Origin of the sequence: Paenisporosarcina sp., from assembly GCF_049671445.1 — a bacterium.
In the GTDB taxonomy this organism is placed as follows: Bacteria; Bacillota; Bacilli; order Bacillales_A; family Planococcaceae; genus Paenisporosarcina.
This window is the reverse complement of record NZ_JBATUX010000083.1, coordinates 26837-47293: the sequence shown is the minus strand read 5'-3', so window position 1 is coordinate 47293 and position 20457 is coordinate 26837. Positions and strand designations below refer to the sequence as shown.

The window sequence follows — 20457 nt, the reverse complement described above, 5'->3', positions numbered from 1 at the left end:
TATGGATATCTTACTCGTCGATGGATACAACATGATCGGCGCATGGAAAGAGTTGCGTGCGTTAAAAGCGGACAAGCTCATTGATGCAAGAGACCGTCTCATTGAAATGATGGCGGAATATAAAGCATTTTCAGGATGGAGAGTCATTGTAGTCTTTGATGCACATCTCGTTCCTGGCATTGAAAAAAAGAAAAAACAATATGATGTAGAAGTAATATTCACCCGTGAAAATGAAACAGCGGATGAACGCATTGAAAAGTTAACCATTCAATTGATGACTCGACGTGATCAAGTGCATGTGGCAACTTCGGATTTAACGGAACAATGGGTTGTCTTTGCTCAAGGGGCTCTAAGAATATCTGCACGTGAACTCGAGATTGAGATGGAATTAGTGCAAGAAAATATCACTAAGAAAGTCAAGGCGATTCACGGACAAAAACCTGGTTCAAAAATTCAGCTGCCACTTGAAGTGGCAGAAATTTTTGAAAAATGGCGCAGAGGGATGAAATGAGTCGTTGACGCTCGATTTCCACATCCTGTATACTAGGGTCAAACTATGCGAAGTGGCCGAGGTGATACTGTTGATAAAAAGTGACCATGTACACGTGAAGCTTCACCAATTTGAAGACTTACTAGATGACGAGCTTGTGGCACTGGTCCACAACGGGGATACAGAAGCATTAGATTTTTTAATCACAAAGTACCGCTCTTTCGTACGTATGAAAGCAAGATCGTATTTCTTAATAGGAGCCGATAAGGAAGACATCATTCAAGAAGGGATGATTGGACTTTATAAGTCGATTCGTGATTTTAGAGGAGATAAGCTTTCATCATTTCGTGCATTTGCTGAACTTTGTATCACGCGTCAAATCATCACCGCTATCAAAACGGCTACACGTCAAAAGCACATTCCATTGAATTCATATGTATCCTTAGATAAGCCGATATTTGATGAAGAATCAGATCGGACTTTGATGGATGTAATTTCTGGTTCCGTCATTGATGATCCAGAAGAACTAATGATACATCGTGAAGATTTTGATTATATGGAAGAAAAAATGAGTGAAATTTTAAGTGAATTGGAACGACAAGTACTGGCGTTATATTTAGATGGGCAGTCGTACCACGAAATATCTGAAGAATTAAATCGCCACGTAAAATCGATAGATAATGCCTTGCAACGAGTGAAGCGTAAGTTGGAACGTCATATTGAAATAGGTGGAGTTCACTAGAGTCATCGTTTTAGCAGTTGTTGACAGTCTAAACAGTAGGTGATAGTCTTTAAAAAGACAAATGCTGCCTTTAAATGATAATAAAATGGTTAAAAATGCAAAGCGCATCTGGTTCATAAGCAAACGCTGTATGGATAAACATAGATATTTTTAATTCGGGGGTTTAAATTAGAATGGCTAATATTAGCGGTTTTTTTGGTAATGTCGTCTCGGAAATGAGAAAAGTAAGCTGGCCAAAACGTAAAGAATTGACTCGTTATACAATCATCGTTCTTTCTACGGTTGTTGTTATGGCTATATTTTTCGCAGTAATTGACTTAGGAATTTCAGAAGCAGTACGCTGGTTCCTTGCACTGTAAATTGATAACAGATTATACTTGGTGAAAATAGCCCGTTATAAACAGAGAACGGGTTTTTTCATTTGTCTAAGAAATGGAGGGACGGACGAATAGTCCTGCTACTTATGGAAAAGAATTGGTATGTGGTTCACACGTATTCTGGATACGAAAACAAAGTAAAAGCAAATCTTGAAAAGCGTGTAGAAACAATGGGTATGTCAGATTTAATCTTCCGAGTTATTATCCCGGAAGAACAAGAAACAGATTTTAAAGATGGTAAGAAAAGAACGGTTATGCGAAAAACATTCCCTGGGTATGTTTTAGTGGAGCTTGTGATGACAGATGACTCTTGGTATGTTGTGCGTAATACTCCTGGTGTTACTGGATTTATTGGTTCATCAGGTGGCGGTGCAAAACCTACACCATTATTAGATGAAGAAGTTGTATTCATCTTGAAACAAATGGGTATGACGGAGCGCAGACTTGAAGCGCAATATACAATTGGTGAAATGGTTGAAGTACTTGAAGGACCGTTTGCACACTTCCAAGGTAAAGTGGAAGAAATCGATGACGCGAAAGGCAAGTTGAAAGTTTCTGTCGACATGTTTGGACGCGAAACGAAAATGGAACTTGACTACGATCAAGTTATCAAAATGTAATTTTTTGAAAACCTACTTGCTTAAGTTTTAGAAAAATGGTATTATTTCAAAGGTCAGACTGATTTTGATATAGTCTGCAAAAATTTTAGCTTATGCTCAGCTAGTAGCTGACAGACAGATATTGAGTGGGAGGGGCAACCCTATTACCACATCACGGACTTAAGGAGGTGTGTCTCGTGGCTAAAAAAGTTGTTAAAGTCGTAAAATTACAAATTCCTGCTGGTAAAGCAAACCCAGCACCGCCGGTTGGTCCAGCATTGGGTCAAGCAGGTGTTAATATTATGGGATTCTGTAAAGAATTCAACGCACGTACGGCAGATCAAGCTGGACTAATTATCCCTGTTGAAATTTCTGTATTTGAAGACCGTTCATTTACATTCATTACAAAAACTCCACCTGCAGCAGTATTACTTAAAGTGGCGGCTGGAATTCAGTCAGGTTCTGGTGAACCAAACCGCAAAAAAGTTGCAACGGTGAAGCGTGATAAAGTTCGCGAAATCGCTGAACAAAAAATGCCAGACTTAAACGCAGCATCAGTTGAATCAGCGATGTTGATGGTTGAAGGTACTGCGCGTAGCATGGGTATTGTCATCGAAGACTAATCCCTGCACTTGATGTTGCATTAGTTTTTGGAGGGTTGCGATTGTCTTCAGACACGCAACCCTTATTCGTGGGAGGTTTAACCCGTTAAAACCACAATCAAGGAGGAATTGTCAAAATGGCTAAAAAAGGTAAAAAGTTACAAGACGCTGCTAAATTAGTAGACCGTACAAAAGTATACGCTGCTAACGAAGCGATCGAACTTGCTAAAAAAACTAGCACAGTTAACTTTGACGCAACTGTTGAAGTAGCATTCAAATTAGGTATCGACACACGTAAAAATGACCAACAAATCCGTGGAGCAGTAGTGCTTCCAAACGGAACTGGTAAAACTCAACGTGTTTTAGTTTTCGCTAAAGGCGAAAAAATTAAAGAAGCAGAAGCTGCTGGCGCTGACTATGTTGGCGATACAGAGTTCATCAACAAAATCCAACAAGGATGGTTTGACTTCGATGTAATCGTAGCTACTCCGGACATGATGGGTGAAGTTGGTAAATTAGGTCGTGTTTTAGGACCAAAAGGCTTAATGCCAAACCCTAAAACGGGAACTGTAACATTCGACGTAACTAAAGCGATCGAAGAAATCAAGGCTGGTAAAGTTGAGTACCGTGCTGACAAAGCTGGTATCATTCATGCACCAATCGGTAAAGTTTCTTTCGAAGACGACAAGTTAGTTGAAAACTTCTTAGCAGTATTTGATGTTGTTCAAAAAGCTAAGCCTTCAGCAGCTAAAGGGACATACATGAAATCTGTTAACATCACAACAACTATGGGTCCATCTGTAAAAGTGGATGCTACAAGCGTAAAAGTTAGCAAATAATCTTGACAGTATAGAGTCTATCTGTTAAGCTGATTTTTGTTGTAAATTAATTATTTGTACCGTAGACAGTAGGGGCGACTTGTCGCATAATGATCCTACCGAGGACATGCATTCAGATTCTTTTAAAGATGACGTTTCAGCCCCTGTCTATTTATAGATCAGGGGCTTTTCTTTTGGCGGTATAAATGACTCATTCTATTAGGAGGTGTCCAGATGAGCAAAGCAATCGAAGCTAAAAAGGTTCGAGTTGAAGAAATTACTGAAAAGTTCAAAACAGCAGCTACTGTAGTAGTAGTTGACTACCGTGGTTTGACTGTAGGTCAAGTTACTGAACTTCGTAAGCAACTTCGTGAAGCAGGTGTCGAATTCAAAGTGTATAAAAACACAATGACTCGCCGTGCGGTTGAAGTAGCAGGTCTTGAAGGCTTGAACGAAAGTCTTACAGGTCCAAACGCAATTGCGTTTTCAACAGAAGACGTAGTAGCGCCAGCGAAAATCATCAACGATTTCGCTAAAAAGAACGAAAAACTTGAAATCAAAGCTGGTGTTATCGAAGGTGCTATCGCATCTGCTGATGACATTAAAGCACTTGCAGAACTTCCTTCTCGCGAAGGTTTGTTGTCAATGCTACTCAGCGTTCTACAAGCTCCAATGCGCAACTTCGCGCTTGCAACAAAAGCTGTTGCAGAACAAAAAGAAGAGCAAGGCGCGTAATTCGTTACACGGCTTAGCTGTTTAAAATCGGGGAAAACCCAAACAAAAAAATATTCCTATTAGGAGGAACATACAATGAACAACACTCAAATCCTTGAAGCAATCAAAGGTATGACAGTTCTTGAATTAAACGACTTAGTAAAAGCAATCGAAGAAGAATTCGGCGTTACAGCTGCTGCACCAATGGCTATGGCTGCTGGTGGCGGTGCTGCTGCTGAAGAAGAAAAAACTGAATTTGATGTAATCCTAACTGCTGTTGGAGATCAAAAAATCAAAGTAATCAAAGCAGTTCGTGAAATCACTGGTTTAGGTCTTAAAGAAGCTAAAGAAGTTGTAGACAACGCTCCTAAAGCTCTTAAAGAAGCTGTTACTAAAGAAGAAGCAGAAGAAATCAAAACTAAACTTGCTGAAGTTGGCGCTACAGTAGAAGTAAAATAATTTCTATTAATAGTTATTGGAAAGCTCGTCAGTTATCGGCGGGCTTTTTCTTCATTTTAATAAACAGGTTAGAGGGTGCCCGGAATGGCTGAACATTATTATTCGAAAAAACCTCAAACGAAAAGCAAGCCTAAATCATGGAGTGTTACGCTACGTGATGAATTGTTTCAATTTGAAACCGATACAGGGGTTTTTAGTAAAAGCGAAGTAGATTTTGGCTCCCGTGTTTTAATTGATGCGTTTATAATGCCAGTAACTGAAGGCCCAGTATTAGATGTGGGTTGTGGTTATGGACCTATTGGATTATCCATTGCCAAAACCGAAACAAATCGTACAATTCACATGGTGGACATTAATGAACGTGCAGTGGAGCTTTCACGCAAAAATGCGGAAGGTAACGGGGTTCAAAATGTGCGAATCTATGAAAGTGATGGATTAGCCGAAGTTACAGAAAGTGATTTTGCTGCAATTTTAACAAACCCGCCGATTCGTGCTGGAAAAGAAACGATCTTTCGTTTTTATGTAGATGCCTATACGAAATTATGTGTGGGTGGAGAATTGTGGGTCGTCATTCAGAAGAAACAAGGAGCTCCATCGACTTTCGATCGATTAGAAGAAATTTTCGGTCAAGTTGAAGTAGTCGATAAAGTAAGAGGTTACTGGATCATTAAGGCTCAGAAAGTCAAATGATTATTTGACTTGACAAAATCGCTATGATATTATAATAAAATGCAAAAATATTATTTTGCGGTCGTATGCCCTTTTGTATAAAGCTATTTTGTAAGTGGGTATACTTACCATGAATAAATCTGTTTAACCGAAAATGAGCTCTTATAGAACTCGTTTTCTTTTTGTCTTTTCGACATCATACACTAAATATGGTGTGCCGAAAAGTCCTAATATTGCTTTATTGAGGGGTGAATGAGTTGGCAGGTCAACTAGTTCAGTATGGACAACACCGCGAGCGTAGAAGTTTTGCGCGTATTAAAGAGGTGCTAGAGCTTCCGAATTTAATAGAAATTCAAACAGCATCTTATGAATGGTTCCTGGAAGAAGGTTTGCGTGAAATGTTCCGAGACATTTCTCCAATCACTGATTTCACGGGTAATCTTTCGCTGGAATTCATCGATTATACTTTAGGCGATCCTAAGTATCCAGTCGACGAGTCCAAAGAACGAGATGTAACTTATGCGGCACCACTTCGCGTAAAAGTGCGTCTTCATAACAAAGAGTCAGATGAAGTAAAAGAACAAGATGTCTTTATGGGTGATTTCCCACTAATGACAGAAACAGGTACTTTCGTAATTAATGGTGCTGAGCGTGTAATCGTATCTCAGTTAGTTCGTTCACCAAGTGTTTACTTCCATGATAAGACAGATAAAAACGGTAAAAAAGGTTTTGGAACAACAGTAATTCCAAACCGTGGTGCATGGTTAGAGTTTGAAATTGATGCGAAAGACGTAGTCTACTGTCGTATTGACCGCACGCGTAAATTGCCTGTAACGGTTCTTTTACGTGCACTTGGTTTCGGTTCTGATCAAGAAATTATCGACCTTATTGGGGATAATGAATATTTACGTAATACTCTTGAAAAAGATAATACGGAAAGCACTGACAAAGCGTTGCTTGAAATTTATGAGCGTCTTCGTCCAGGCGAGCCGCCAACAGTTGAAAGTGCGAAAAGTCTGTTGTACTCACGTTTCTTCGACCCAAAACGCTATGACTTAGCAAATGTAGGTCGTTACAAAATGAATAAAAAACTGCACATCAAAAACCGTTTGTTTAACCAAACAGTGGCTGAAACGCTTGTTGATCCAGAAACTGGTGAAATTTTAGCGGAACAAGGTGCATTGATTGACCGCCGTTTACTCGACCGTTTAATTCCACATCTAGAGAATGGAATCGGATTCCAAACAATCTCTCAAGTTGGTGGCGTTTTAGAAGGCGATATCACGTTACAAACAATCAAAATTTATGCTCCAAACAATGAAGCTCAACAAGAGATCAATGTAATCAGCAATGCTTATATTGAAGATGCGATTAAAAATATCACACCTGCTGACATCATTTCTTCTGTTAGTTATTTCTTCGGCCTGCTTTACAACGTTGGAAACACGGATGACATCGATCATCTAGGTAACCGTCGTTTACGTTCTGTAGGAGAGTTATTACAAAATCAATTCCGTATTGGTCTTTCTCGTATGGAACGTGTAGTACGTGAGCGTATGTCTATTAACGACACGCAATCTATCGTGCCACAACAATTGATCAATATCCGTCCGGTTATTGCTTCAATTAAAGAGTTCTTTGGTAGTTCTCAGTTGTCTCAATTCATGGATCAAACGAATCCGCTTGCTGAATTGACGCACAAACGCCGTCTATCGGCATTAGGACCCGGTGGTTTAACTCGTGAACGTGCTGGTTTTGAAGTACGTGACGTTCATTACTCTCACTATGGTCGTATGTGTCCGATTGAAACGCCTGAGGGTCCGAACATTGGACTAATTAACTCGCTTTCTAGTTTCGCGAAAGTGAACAAATTTGGTTTCATTGAAACACCTTATCGTCGAGTTGATCCAGAGACAGGTTTAGTAACATCTCGTATCGACTACTTGACTGCTGATGAAGAAGACAACTATGTAGTAGCGCAAGCTAACGCACGTCTTAATGACGATGGACAATTTACTGATGAAGAAGTTGTTGGTCGTTTCCGTGGAGATAACACGGTATTCAAACGTAGTTCAATTGACTATATGGACGTTTCGCCGAAACAAGTTGTTTCTGCTGCAACAGCGTGTATCCCGTTCTTAGAAAACGATGACTCCAACCGTGCCCTAATGGGTGCAAACATGCAACGTCAAGCAGTTCCGTTATTAAACCCTGAAGCCCCTTTTGTAGGGACAGGTATGGAACATGTGAATGCGCGTGATTCTGGAGCTGCCGTAATTGCTAAGTTCACTGGTATCGTTGAGCACGTAGAAGCACGAGAAATTCGAGTTCGTCGTATTGAAGAAATCGATGGCAAAGAAGTTAAAGGCGATTTAACAAAATATAAATTACAGAAATTCATTCGTTCTAACCAAGGGACGAGTTATAACCAACGCCCAATCGTTAAGGTTGGCGATCGTGTAAATCCACTTGATATTCTTGCGGATGGCCCATCGATGGAACGTGGAGAAATGGCACTTGGACGTAATGTTCTTGTAGCGTTTATGACATGGGATGGTTATAACTATGAAGATGCTGTCATCATGAGTGAACGTCTTGTAAAAGACGACGTGTACACTTCTGTGCATATTGAAGAATATGAGTCGGAATCTCGTGACACGAAACTTGGACCTGAAGAAATCACACGTGATATTCCAAACGTAGGGGAAGAAGCGCTTCGTAACTTAGACGATCGTGGAATCATCCGAGTTGGTGCGGAAGTTCGCGATGGCGATATCTTAGTAGGTAAAGTAACACCTAAAGGGGTTACTGAGTTAACAGCTGAAGAACGTTTATTACATGCAATCTTTGGTGAAAAAGCACGTGAAGTTCGTGATACATCTCTTCGTGTACCTCATGGTGCAGGCGGAATTATCTTGGACGTTAAAGTGTTTAATCGTGAAGATGGCGACGAGCTTCCACCAGGTGTGAATCAACTCGTTCGTGCATATATCGTTCAAAAACGTAAAATCTCTGTTGGAGATAAAATGGCTGGACGTCATGGTAACAAAGGTGTTATCTCGCGTATTCTTCCTGAAGAAGATATGCCATTCATGCCGGATGGTACTCCAGTAGATATCATGCTTAACCCTCTAGGCGTTCCATCTCGTATGAACATCGGTCAAGTATTAGAGCTACACTTAGGAATGGCTTCTCGTAAACTTGGCATTCATATGGCTTCACCAGTATTTGATGGTGCCAATGAAGCAGATGTTTGGGACACTATGGAAGAATCTGGTATGAACCGTGATGGTAAAACAACATTGTATGACGGACGCTCTGGTGAACCATTTGATAACCGTGTATCTGTCGGTGTTATGTATATGATTAAATTAGCCCACATGGTTGATGATAAATTGCATGCACGTTCAACTGGACCTTACTCTCTTGTTACGCAACAACCGCTTGGTGGTAAAGCACAATTCGGTGGACAACGTTTCGGTGAGATGGAGGTTTGGGCACTTGAAGCATACGGTGCTGCTTATACACTTCAAGAAATCCTGACAGTGAAATCCGATGACGTAGTGGGTCGTGTGAAAACATACGAAGCTATCGTTAAAGGTGAGAGCGTACCACAACCAGGTGTACCAGAATCATTTAAAGTATTAATAAAAGAACTTCAAAGTTTAGGTATGGACGTTAAGATGTTAACCATCGACGACGAAGAAATTGAACTGCGCGACCTGGATGAAGAAGACGATCTTCACCCAACTGATGCACTAAATATCCTGCCAACAACTGACGGAGTGCCGGTAGGTTCAGCCGAATAAAGGTTGCCGAAACGGTTTATATATAAAACGTTTGAAGAAATAAGGGCAGGCCTTCATACCTGCCCGCATTTCCATTTCCATAAAAGTTATCCGCCTGAGCTAAGTGGATAAAGTCTTTAAAAGACCCAGACTAAGGGAGGTAGGCTCCTTGATAGACGTTAATAATTTTGAGTACATGAAGATTGGTTTAGCATCTCCTGACAAGATTCGTTCTTGGTCATATGGTGAAGTGAAGAAGCCTGAAACGATTAACTACCGCACACTAAAACCTGAAAAAGATGGTTTGTTCTGTGAACGTATTTTCGGTCCAACAAAAGACTGGGAATGTCATTGTGGTAAGTATAAGCGTGTTCGTTATAAAGGCGTTGTTTGTGATCGTTGTGGCGTTGAAGTTACACGTTCAAAAGTACGTCGTGAGCGCATGGGTCACATTGAATTAGCGGCTCCTGTATCACACATTTGGTATTTCAAAGGAATTCCAAGTCGTATGGGACTTATTCTTGATATGTCTCCTCGTTCTTTAGAAGAAGTTATTTACTTTGCTTCTTATGTAGTTGTAGATCCTGCAAATACACCGCTTGAACGTAAGCAACTTTTGTCTGAGAAAGAATATCGTGCTTACCGTGAAAAATACGGCAAGAAATTCTATGCTGCAATGGGTGCTGAAGCAATTAAGCGTCTTCTTCAAGATTTAGATCTTGAGAAAGAAACTGAAATGCTGAAAGAAGAACTTAAAACTGCTGCAGGTCAAAGACGTACTCGTGCAATTAAGCGATTAGAAGTTGTTGAATCATTCCGTAACTCTGGTAACAAACCTGATTGGATGATTTTAGATGTCCTTCCAGTAATACCGCCAGAAATACGTCCAATGGTGCAACTAGATGGTGGTCGTTTTGCAACATCTGATTTAAATGATTTGTATCGTCGTGTTATCAACCGTAATAACCGTTTAAAACGTTTACTTGATCTTGGCGCGCCAGGAATCATTGTTCAAAACGAAAAACGTATGTTACAAGAAGCTGTTGATGCATTGATTGATAATGGTCGTCGTGGCCGTCCAGTAACTGGACCGGGTAACCGTCCATTGAAATCACTTTCTCATATGTTAAAAGGTAAACAAGGTCGTTTCCGTCAAAACTTACTAGGTAAACGTGTTGACTACTCTGGTCGTTCGGTTATCGTCGTAGGTCCAAACTTGAAAATGTATCAATGTGGACTTCCAAAAGAAATGGCAATTGAATTATTCAAACCATTTGTTATGAAAGAACTTGTTGAACGTGGCTTAGCTCACAACATTAAGAGTGCGAAACGCAAAATCGAACGTATGCATTCTGAAGTTTGGGATGTATTGGAAGACGTAATTAAGGAGCATCCGGTTTTATTAAACCGCGCACCTACGCTTCACCGATTAGGTATTCAAGCTTTCGAACCAACATTAGTAGAAGGCCGTGCGATTCGTTTGCACCCATTAGTATGTACAGCTTACAACGCTGACTTCGATGGTGACCAAATGGCCGTTCACGTTCCTTTATCAGCAGAAGCGCAAGCAGAAGCTCGTTTATTAATGTTAGCTGCACAAAACATTTTGAACCCGAAAGATGGTAAACCAGTTGTTACACCATCTCAAGATATGGTACTAGGTAACTATTACTTAACACTTGAGCGTAAAGGTGCAACAGGCGAAGGTTCTACATTCTACGGACCAAATGAAGTTTTACTTGCATACCAAAACGGACATGCACACTTGCATACTCGTATTGCAATCTCAGCAGGTTCATTGAATAACCAAACATTCTCTGAAGAACAAAACAAAATGTTATTATTAACAACTGTCGGTAAAGTGATTTTCAATGAAATTTTACCTGAAACTTTCCCTTACATTAACGAACCTACGGACTTCAACCTTCAAGTTGAAACGCCGTCTAAATATTTTGTACCGACAACGACAGATGTGCGCAAACATATCGCCGAAGAGGAACTTGTATCACCGTTCAAGAAGAAAATTCTTGGAAACATCATCGCTGAAGTATTTAAACGTTTCCATATTACTGAAACGTCTAGAATGCTTGACCGTATGAAAAACCTTGGTTTCAAATACTCAACTCGAGCTGGTATTACAATTGGTATCTCTGATATCGTGGTTCTTCCAGACAAAGGTAAAGTATTAGAAGAAGCTCAAGATAAAGTAGACAAAGTTCTGAAACAATTCCGTCGTGGTTTGATTACAGAAGAAGAACGTTATGATCGTGTTATTTCGTATTGGAGTGCAGCGAAAGATGTCATCCAAGAAAAACTAATGAGATCTTTAGACAATTTAAACCCAATCTTCATGATGAGTGACTCTGGAGCGCGTGGTAACGCATCCAACTTTACTCAACTTGCAGGTATGCGTGGTTTGATGGCCAATCCGGCCGGTCGTATTATCGAACTTCCTATTAAATCATCATTCCGTGAAGGTTTAACAGTTCTTGAATACTTCATCTCGACACATGGTGCTCGTAAAGGTCTTGCCGATACAGCACTTAAAACAGCCGATTCAGGTTACCTAACTCGTCGTTTAGTAGACGTTGCTCAAGATGTTATTGTTCGTGAAGATGAATGCGGAACGGACCGTGGCTTATTGATTGGCGCACTAATGGATGGCACAGAAGTAATCGAAGGCTTTGACGAGCGTATTGTTGGTCGTCACACACGTAAAACAATTTACCATCCGGAAACGAAGAAAGTTATTTTGGCTAAAGATGGTTTAATTACAGAAGACGTAGCTCGCGTTATTTTAGATGCTGGAATCGAAGAACTTACAATTCGTTCGGCATTTACATGTAACACGAAACACGGCGTATGTAAAAAATGCTACGGTACTAACTTAGCTACTGGTGAAGACGTTGAAGTTGGTGAAGCAGTTGGTATTATTGCTGCCCAATCGATCGGTGAACCAGGTACTCAGTTAACAATGCGTACGTTCCATACGGGCGGTGTTGCTGGAGACGATATTACTCAAGGTCTTCCGCGTATCCAAGAGATTTTCGAATCTCGTAACCCGAAAGGTCAAGCAGTTATCTCTGAAATTACGGGAGTTATCTCGGCAATTGAAGAAATTCGTGAAGGCCAAAAAGAAATCACAGTTCAAGGTGATGTTGAAACTCGTAAATATCTTTCTCCGTATAATGGTCGTTTGAAAGTACAATTAGATGATCAAATTAAACGTGGTGAAGTATTAACGGAAGGTTCAATTGATCCAAAAGAATTGTTGAAAGTAAAAGATGTTTCAACAGTACAAGTTTACTTGTTGAAAGAAGTTCAAAAAGTATACCGTATGCAGGGTGTAGAAATCGGTGACAAACATATCGAAGTAATGGTTCGCCAAATGCTTCGTAAAGTGCGTGTTATCGAGGCTGGTGAAACTGAACTATTACCAGGTTCATTACTAGATATTCACCAATTTGCAGAAGCGAATAAAGAGGCAGTGTTAAGCGGGAAAATCCCTGCGACATGTCGCCCAGTTATTCTCGGTATTACAAAAGCTTCACTTGAAACAGAATCATTCTTATCAGCAGCGTCATTCCAAGAAACTACGCGTGTGTTAACAGACGCGGCAATTAAAGGGAAACGTGATGAATTACTTGGCTTGAAAGAAAACGTTATTATTGGTAAACTCGTTCCTGCGGGTACTGGTATGCAACGCTACCGTCAAATCAAGATTGTTGATGTAAAGAAAAACGAAACTGAAGTAGCAGTGAGCGCTGAATAATTTAACAACATTCCGGTGGGGTTATGTGAGTAACCCCCCGGTATTTATTTCTAGCTTCACAGACCAGGTCGAATACCATTGTTCCAATGTAGAAGTCGATCTATCTACTTTTCAACACAAAACAGGTTGACAGAAAAACCTATGAATGATACCATGTTTAAGGTTGATAGTTGAAGGTCTGGGTCTTTGGAGGATATGCAAAATGTCTTATGAAAAAGTAAATCAGGCGAAGAAAACCGTCATAGGTACTAAGCAAACAGTAAAAGCAATACAAGGTGGCCATGTATTAGAAATTTTAGTGGCTCGTGATGCAGACAGTCGAATCACCCAATCAGCGATTCAGACAGCTAAAGAAAACGGTGTTAAGATTGACTATGTTGAGTCTAGAATAGAACTTGGTAAAGCCTGCGGACTTCAAGTAGGTGCAGCAGTTGTTGCAATTACTGTGTAACAGTTTTTGTGTATGAACACAAAGACTTTGTTTTTTACCCAAAAATGAACCACCTGGATGTGTGGTATTACAACGATCAGAAGAAGGGAGGAATAATCGATGCCTACAATTAACCAATTGGTACGTAAGCCTCGTAAATCCAAGACTGTAAAATCAAACTCACCTGCTTTGAATAAAGGGTATAACAGCTCTAAAAAAACGTTAACAAACGTTAATTCACCGCAAAAACGTGGGGTTTGTACACGTGTTGGTACAATGACACCAAGAAAGCCAAACTCAGCGCTTCGTAAATATGCGCGTGTACGTTTAACTAACCTATTAGAGGTTACTGCGTATATCCCGGGTGAAGGTCATAACCTTCAAGAACACAGTGTTGTTCTTATCCGTGGAGGACGAGTAAAAGATTTAGCGGGTGTACGTTACCATATCGTGCGTGGTGCTCTTGATACTGCTGGTGTTACTGGCCGTATGCAAAGCCGTTCATTATACGGAACTAAACGCCCTAAAGTTAAAAAAAGCTAATAACAGTTAACACAAAATAAAATTATAGATTTTGCGAAAGGAGGAAAACACATGCCTCGTAAAGGTCCTGTTTCCAAACGTGACGTGTTACCAGATCCAATTTACAAATCAAAACTAGTAACTCGTTTAGTCAACAAATTAATGGTGGATGGTAAAAGAGGTACTTCTCAAAAAATTCTTTATGGAGCTTTTGAACTTGTTCAAGAACGTTCAGGTAAAGATTCTTTAGAAGTATTTGAAGCTGCTCTTGCAAACATCATGCCAGTACTTGAAGTTAAAGCCCGCCGTGTTGGTGGTACTAACTATCAGGTGCCAATCGAAGTTCGTCCAGAACGTCGTGCTACATTAGGTCTTCGTTACTTAGTAAACTATTCTCGTCTTCGTGGGGAGAAAACTATGGAAGAGCGTTTAGCTAATGAAATTCTTGACGCTTCTAACAACACAGGTGGTTCTGTGAAGAAACGTGAAGATATGCACAAAATGGCGGAAGCGAACAAAGCGTTTGCTCATTACCGCTGGTAGGATTTTTCATCCACTAATCATTCTAATTTGAGATGGAAGGAGAAATACAAAATGGCTAGAGAATTCTCCTTAGAGAATACACGTAACATTGGTATCATGGCTCATATTGATGCTGGTAAAACAACAACTACTGAGCGTATTCTTTATTACACAGGTCGTATCCACAAAATTGGTGAAACGCATGAAGGTGCATCACAAATGGACTGGATGGAGCAAGAGCAAGAGCGTGGAATCACTATCACTTCTGCTGCAACAACAGCTGCTTGGAAAGGCCACCGCGTAAACATTATCGATACTCCAGGACACGTAGATTTCACTGTTGAAGTTGAACGTTCACTACGAGTACTTGATGGTGCTGTAGCGGTTCTTGATGCACAGTCTGGTGTTGAACCACAAACTGAAACAGTATGGCGCCAAGCTACAACTTACGGCGTACCACGTATTGTTTTCGTAAACAAAATGGACAAAATTGGGGCTGACTTCCTATATTCTGTAGGAACAATCCTTGATCGCCTACAAGCTAACGCACATCCGATTCAGTTACCAATTGGTGCTGAAGACGACTTTGAAGCTATTATCGACTTAGTCGAAATGAATGCAGTCTTCTATGGTAATGATGAAGGAACAGACATCCAAGTGAGAGAAATTCCTGAATCACATATCGAACTTGCAAACGAATGGCGCGAAAAGTTAGTTGAAGGAATTGCTGAACTTGATGAAGCATTAATGGAAAAATACCTTGGTGGAGAAGAAATCACGAAGGAAGAATTGAAACTTGCTATCCGTAAGGGTACGTTAAATGTAGAATTCTTCCCTGTTGTTTGTGGTACTGCCTTCAAAAACAAAGGTGTTCAATTAATGCTTGATGCGGTAATCGACTATCTTCCAGCACCGACAGATGTACCGCCAATGATGGGTACACTTCCGGATTCTGATGAAGAAGTTTTACGTAAACCAGACGATTCAGAGCCTTTCTCTGCATTAGCATTCAAAGTTATGACGGACCCTTACGTTGGTAAATTAACGTTCTTCCGCGTATACTCTGGTGTTCTATCTTCTGGATCTTACGTTCAGAACTCAACTAAAGGTAAACGTGAACGCGTAGGTCGTATCCTACAAATGCACGCTAACTCTCGTGAAGAAATTGGTCAAGTTTACTCTGGTGACATTGCTGCAGCAGTTGGTCTTAAAGATACAACTACTGGAGACACATTGTGTGACGAGAAACATCTTGTTATCCTTGAGTCTATGGTATTCCCAGAGCCAGTTATCTCGTTATCTGTAGAGCCGAAGTCAAAAGCTGACCAAGATAAAATGGGTCAAGCTTTACAAAAACTTCAAGAGGAAGATCCAACTTTCCGTGCTCACACTGATGTAGAAACTGGACAAGTTATCATCGCTGGTATGGGTGAACTTCACTTAGATATTATCGTTGATCGTATGCGTCGTGAATTCAAGGTTGAAGCTAACGTGGGCGCGCCACAAGTTTCTTACCGCGAAACATTCCGTGGATCAGCTTCAGTTGAAGGTAAGTTCGTTCGCCAATCTGGTGGTCGTGGTCAATTCGGACACGTTTGGATTGAATTCTCTCCAAACGAAGAAGGAAAAGGCTTTGAATTCGAAAACGGAATCGTCGGTGGTGTTGTACCACGTGAATACATCCCAGCTGTTGAAGCAGGTCTTCGTGACTCGTTAAACAATGGTGTAATCGCTGGTTACCCACTTATTGACATCAAGGCTCGTCTATTCGACGGATCTTACCATGATGTTGACTCGAATGAGATGGCGTTTAAAATTGCTGCTTCAATGGCACTTAAAAACGCAGTATCAAAATGTAGCCCAGTAATTCTAGAGCCTATCATGCGCGTAGAAGTTGTTATCCCTGAGGAATACCTTGGAGATATCATGGGTGACATTACATCACGTCGAGGACGTGTTGAAGGTATGGACGCTCGTGGAAACGCGCAAGTAGTACGTTCAATGGTTCCACTTGCTCAAATGTTTGGTTACGCAACTTCATTGCGTTCTAACACGCAAGGTCGCGGTGTGTTCTCAATGCACTTTGATCACTATGAAGAAGTACCAAAATCAATTGCAGAAGAAATTATCAAAAAAAATAAAGGTTAATCATTGAACTTTGATTTTTAATCTTGTATAACTATTTTGTAAGCTATGAAAGATGGTGGATCTAGACCGCCATCTTTCATACTAAAAAACTAATCATTTAAATTTTGAGGAGGACTTCTATAATGGCAAAAGCTAAATTTGATCGTTCTAAAACACACGCAAATATTGGTACAATTGGTCACGTTGACCATGGTAAAACAACTTTAACAGCTGCAATCGCAACAGTTCTTGCAAAACGTTCTGGTGGTACTGCAATGAGCTACGCACAAATCGATAACGCTCCTGAAGAAAAAGAGCGCGGAATCACAATCAACACTTCTCACGTTGAGTATGAAACTGCATCTCGTCACTATGCACACGTTGACTGCCCAGGACATGCCGATTATGTTAAAAACATGATCACTGGTGCTGCACAAATGGACGGCGGAATCTTAGTAGTATCTGCTGCTGACGGCCCAATGCCACAAACTCGTGAGCATATCCTTCTTTCACGTCAAGTTGGTGTTCCTTACTTAGTAGTCTTCATGAACAAATGTGATATGGTAGACGACGAAGAATTACTTGAATTAGTAGAAATGGAAGTTCGTGATCTTCTTTCTGATTATGATTTCCCTGGCGACGACATTCCAGTAATCAAAGGTTCAGCTCTTAAAGCATTAGAAGGCGAAGAACAATGGGAAGAGAAAATCGTTGAATTAATGGACGCTGTTGACTCTTATATCCCAACTCCAGAACGTCAAACTGACAAACCATTCATGATGCCTGTTGAGGATGTATTCTCAATCACAGGTCGTGGTACAGTTGCTACTGGTCGTGTTGAGCGTGGACAAGTTAAAGTTGGAGACCTAGTTGACATTATCGGTATCGTTGAAGAGCCGAAATCAACTACAGTAACTGGCGTTGAAATGTTCCGTAAACTTCTTGACTATGCAGAAGCTGGTGACAACATCGGTGCACTTCTTCGTGGAGTGTCTCGTGACGATATCCAACGTGGACAAGTATTGGCTAAACCAGGTACAATCACTCCACATACTGAATTCAAAGCAGAAGTTTATGTTTTATCAAAAGAAGAAGGTGGACGTCATACTCCATTCTTCACTAACTACCGTCCTCAGTTCTACTTCCGTACAACTGATGTAACTGGTATCTGTAACTTACCTGAAGGCGTTGAAATGGTTATGCCTGGAGACAACATCGAAATGACTGTTGCTCTTATCGCTCCAATCGCGCTTGAAGAAGGTACTAAGTTCTCTATCCGTGAGGGTGGACGTACTGTTGGTGCTGGTGTAGTTGCGACTATCACTAAATAATTAATAATTTCTAAAGACCTTGCCGGGACGCTGGCAAGGTCTTTTTTTGATTTCTACTTTTTTATACAAGTGGGATATCGAAATGTTCCTGCATAACAAAGTTTTATTATCTGGAAGGTTAAAAGAACCTGTAAGAAAAACAGGATCTAGAGTATTTTACTATGTTTAAAAAAAGGTTTTAAAATATACTCTCTTCTTTTACCCCTTCGCCGACAGAGACAAGGGTATTTTTATTGAATATGAAATCTAACATCTAGTCTTGTGACGAAGGCTAAGCTGCACTCTTTTACTCTAGTCTAAGGTGCAACATAGGACGCGTCTGAAGCGGACTGGAAACCTCTCTTTCTAGTAAATGACATAATCTCACTTTACAAACTTCAATCGAATCCACCAAGCATGTTTCACGGCTAGTTAACTTGCTAAATGAGACGCATTTTTAGTGTCAATTTCGATTGTGAAAAATTTATCGTTCATTTTGAATGGTTTATCGCTCAATCTGAAGATTTATCGCTCAAACGCGTCTCGTATCCAAGTTAACTTATTGAAACTTAAAAAGTAATATGTGTAGCCACTTAAAGAGAAATGGAGGTTAGCATAATGGCTTTCGATATATGGCGATTTAAATAGTTTATCCTCCGCTGCGCTTCTGTTTGCAAGAAAAGTCCATCCTCTTTATTCTCTAGATTATTGTGCAGTAGGTTAAGCAAGCGTGCTGGAAACCTGTTCATATATCCATTAGGTCAAAGGTTTCTTTAACATAACCTTGTTTTGGAAAGAATTGCTGTCAATAGAAGGATTATCGATTCGCGCTTATGAAATCTACCGCAAGAAGACCTCCCAAACTTTCAGTAGTAGGTACACTTTATATTTTTCAAACTTTTCGCTCTTCATGCATTCCTATTGACATCGATTTAACCATTTGTTAATTTAGGTTGTGTACTTTAACACTCTAGCAAACTAAAGGAGATAGATATGTATGAATGCTGTAATAATTGCAGTTGTTGTAATGTTGGTTTTAAGCTTACTGCGTGTTAACGTAGTATTTGCTTTACTTATAGGAGCGATCACAGGTGGGTTAGTTGGTGGTTTATCATTGACCGATACTATCACTGCTTTTACAGATGGATTAGGTGGCGGAGCATCGATTGCCTTGAGCTATGCTTTGCTCGGTGGATTCGCAGTTGCGATTTCAAAAACCGGTATTCCAGAACTTCTTGTTTCGAGCATTCTTAAACTGATTAAGAAGGATGGGGACACTGAGAAAACAGGATTAGCAAAAACGCTTATCATTTTGTCATTACTACTGATGGCTGTATTTTCTCAAAACTTAATTCCGATTCACATTGCCTTTATTCCATTACTCGTACCACCTATCATTCACGTGATGAATTTACTTAAACTCGATCGTCGTCTCATTGCTTCGGTATTAACATTCGGTTTAACGGCTCCGTATATTTTATTGCCATACGGATTCGGTTTCATCTTCCACGAAATAGTAGCAACTCAGATGGAAACTGCTGGACTCGCAATCGATATGAAAGATATTCCTTACGCAATGATCATTCCAACTGTAGGTCTTGTTGTAGGATTATTAGTCGCTGTATTCATTTCTTATAGAAAGCCAAGAGAATATACGAGAGATGTAACAATAGAAGAAACGACTTTAGTTAACTTCGATAAAAAAGTTATCTTTTTTACGATTGTTTCTCTAATTGCTGCGTTAGTTGCTCAAATTCAAACTGAGTCAATGATTATGGGTGCGCTTGCGGGAATCTTAACGTTATATGTTACTGGAGCACTTAAATGGAAAGAAGCTGATCTTCTATTAACAGATGGAATGCGTCTGATGGCCTTCATAGGATTTGTGATGATCACAGCAAATGGTTTTGCTGCAGTAATTCAAGCAACTGGAGATATTGAATCTTTAGTAGGAAGTGCTTCATCGTTACTTGAAGGTAACAAAGCGCTAGCTGCAATGCTTATGCTAGTAATTGGTTTGCTTATTACGATGGGAATTGGATCTTCATTTGCAACGATTCCAATTATCGCTGCGATATTCGTACCGTTAGCGTTGGAGTTTGAATTTAGTACACTAGCAATCATAGCTTTAATAGGAACTGCTGGAGCTCTTGGTGATGCAGGTTCGCCAGCATCAGACAGTACGCTTGGTCCAACTGCTGGATTGAACGTAGATGGACAACACAATCACATCTGGGATACATGTGTTCCGACGTTCCTCCATTACAATATTCCGCTACTGCTATTCGGTTGGATTGCCATCATGGTGTTATAGAATAAGAACTTAATGTTCGGACAATAATCCTATCCCTTGAAAGAAAATAGGATTCATCATACAATAAGAAAGCATTAGAAAGAATTTCGCGAAACTACTTGCGTTATTCTTTTTATTTATGTATAATATTGAAGTTGGTCTTTATCTGACTGCGATGATGCGAGAGGTTACCGACACACCCGGCCGCTTTGCCATGGCGGGA

Annotated in this window: 17 protein-coding genes and 1 other annotated feature; all 17 genes read left to right on the top strand. The window is 40.2% G+C overall.

Going from position 1 to position 20457, the window contains the following annotated elements:
• Position 1: 1 nt before the first annotated feature.
• The 17 genes from WBG45_RS10865 (at position 2) to WBG45_RS10785 (ending at position 20255) form a co-directional block, all read left to right on the top strand.
• Positions 2-511, top strand: a complete 510-nt coding sequence (locus WBG45_RS10865) for an NYN domain-containing protein (RefSeq protein ID WP_424414498.1) — start codon at positions 2-4, stop codon at positions 509-511.
• A gap of 70 nt (positions 512-581) precedes the next feature.
• Complete coding sequence (gene sigH, locus WBG45_RS10860; protein ID WP_424414480.1) at positions 582-1232, top strand: RNA polymerase sporulation sigma factor SigH; 651 nt, start codon at positions 582-584, stop codon at positions 1230-1232.
• 173 nt (positions 1233-1405) lie between these two features.
• The gene (gene secE, locus WBG45_RS10855) at positions 1406-1591 is read left to right on the top strand and encodes a preprotein translocase subunit SecE (protein ID WP_024536489.1); all 186 of its coding nucleotides are present in this window, start codon (positions 1406-1408) and stop codon (positions 1589-1591) included.
• A gap of 104 nt (positions 1592-1695) precedes the next feature.
• Positions 1696-2229 (top strand): transcription termination/antitermination protein NusG, encoded by a 534-nt coding sequence (nusG, locus tag WBG45_RS10850; protein ID WP_424414478.1) that lies wholly within the window; start codon positions 1696-1698, stop codon positions 2227-2229.
• 176 nt (positions 2230-2405) lie between these two features.
• Entirely contained in the window at positions 2406-2831 is a 426-nt protein-coding gene (gene rplK / locus WBG45_RS10845; protein WP_424414476.1) for a 50S ribosomal protein L11, read from the top strand.
• 116 nt (positions 2832-2947) lie between these two features.
• The gene (rplA, locus tag WBG45_RS10840; RefSeq protein ID WP_424414474.1) at positions 2948-3649 is read left to right on the top strand and encodes a 50S ribosomal protein L1; all 702 of its coding nucleotides are present in this window, start codon (positions 2948-2950) and stop codon (positions 3647-3649) included.
• Between the two features lie 41 nt (positions 3650-3690).
• Positions 3691-3830, top strand: a sequence feature (ribosomal protein L10 leader region).
• A 32-nt stretch (positions 3831-3862) separates the two neighbouring features.
• Entirely contained in the window at positions 3863-4363 is a 501-nt protein-coding gene (gene rplJ / locus WBG45_RS10835) for a 50S ribosomal protein L10 (protein WP_024536493.1), read from the top strand.
• A 75-nt stretch (positions 4364-4438) separates the two neighbouring features.
• Complete coding sequence (rplL, locus tag WBG45_RS10830) at positions 4439-4801, top strand: 50S ribosomal protein L7/L12 (RefSeq protein ID WP_024536494.1); 363 nt, start codon at positions 4439-4441, stop codon at positions 4799-4801.
• Positions 4802-4885: 84 nt separating this feature from the next.
• Complete coding sequence (locus WBG45_RS10825; protein WP_024536495.1) at positions 4886-5491, top strand: class I SAM-dependent methyltransferase; 606 nt, start codon at positions 4886-4888, stop codon at positions 5489-5491.
• 236 nt (positions 5492-5727) lie between these two features.
• Positions 5728-9279 (top strand): DNA-directed RNA polymerase subunit beta, encoded by a 3552-nt coding sequence (gene rpoB / locus WBG45_RS10820; RefSeq protein ID WP_424414471.1) that lies wholly within the window; start codon positions 5728-5730, stop codon positions 9277-9279.
• A gap of 148 nt (positions 9280-9427) precedes the next feature.
• Complete coding sequence (gene rpoC / locus WBG45_RS10815; RefSeq protein WP_424414469.1) at positions 9428-13030, top strand: DNA-directed RNA polymerase subunit beta'; 3603 nt, start codon at positions 9428-9430, stop codon at positions 13028-13030.
• Between the two features lie 202 nt (positions 13031-13232).
• Complete coding sequence (locus tag WBG45_RS10810; protein ID WP_424414467.1) at positions 13233-13481, top strand: ribosomal L7Ae/L30e/S12e/Gadd45 family protein; 249 nt, start codon at positions 13233-13235, stop codon at positions 13479-13481.
• A 99-nt stretch (positions 13482-13580) separates the two neighbouring features.
• Positions 13581-14003 carry a 30S ribosomal protein S12 gene (gene rpsL / locus WBG45_RS10805; protein WP_024536499.1) on the top strand — a complete coding sequence of 141 codons (423 nt, stop codon included), beginning with the start codon at positions 13581-13583 and terminating at the stop codon, positions 14001-14003.
• A 51-nt stretch (positions 14004-14054) separates the two neighbouring features.
• Entirely contained in the window at positions 14055-14525 is a 471-nt protein-coding gene (rpsG, locus tag WBG45_RS10800) for a 30S ribosomal protein S7 (protein WP_024536500.1), read from the top strand.
• Between the two features lie 51 nt (positions 14526-14576).
• Positions 14577-16652, top strand: a complete 2076-nt coding sequence (gene fusA, locus WBG45_RS10795) for an elongation factor G (RefSeq protein ID WP_024536501.1) — start codon at positions 14577-14579, stop codon at positions 16650-16652.
• Positions 16653-16774: 122 nt separating this feature from the next.
• Positions 16775-17962: an elongation factor Tu gene (gene tuf, locus WBG45_RS10790; RefSeq protein ID WP_424414464.1), complete on the top strand. Its 1188-nt coding sequence runs from the start codon at positions 16775-16777 to the stop codon at positions 17960-17962.
• A gap of 976 nt (positions 17963-18938) precedes the next feature.
• Positions 18939-20255 carry a Na+/H+ antiporter family protein gene (locus tag WBG45_RS10785; protein ID WP_424414462.1) on the top strand — a complete coding sequence of 439 codons (1317 nt, stop codon included), beginning with the start codon at positions 18939-18941 and terminating at the stop codon, positions 20253-20255.
• Positions 20256-20457 lie beyond the last annotated feature (202 nt).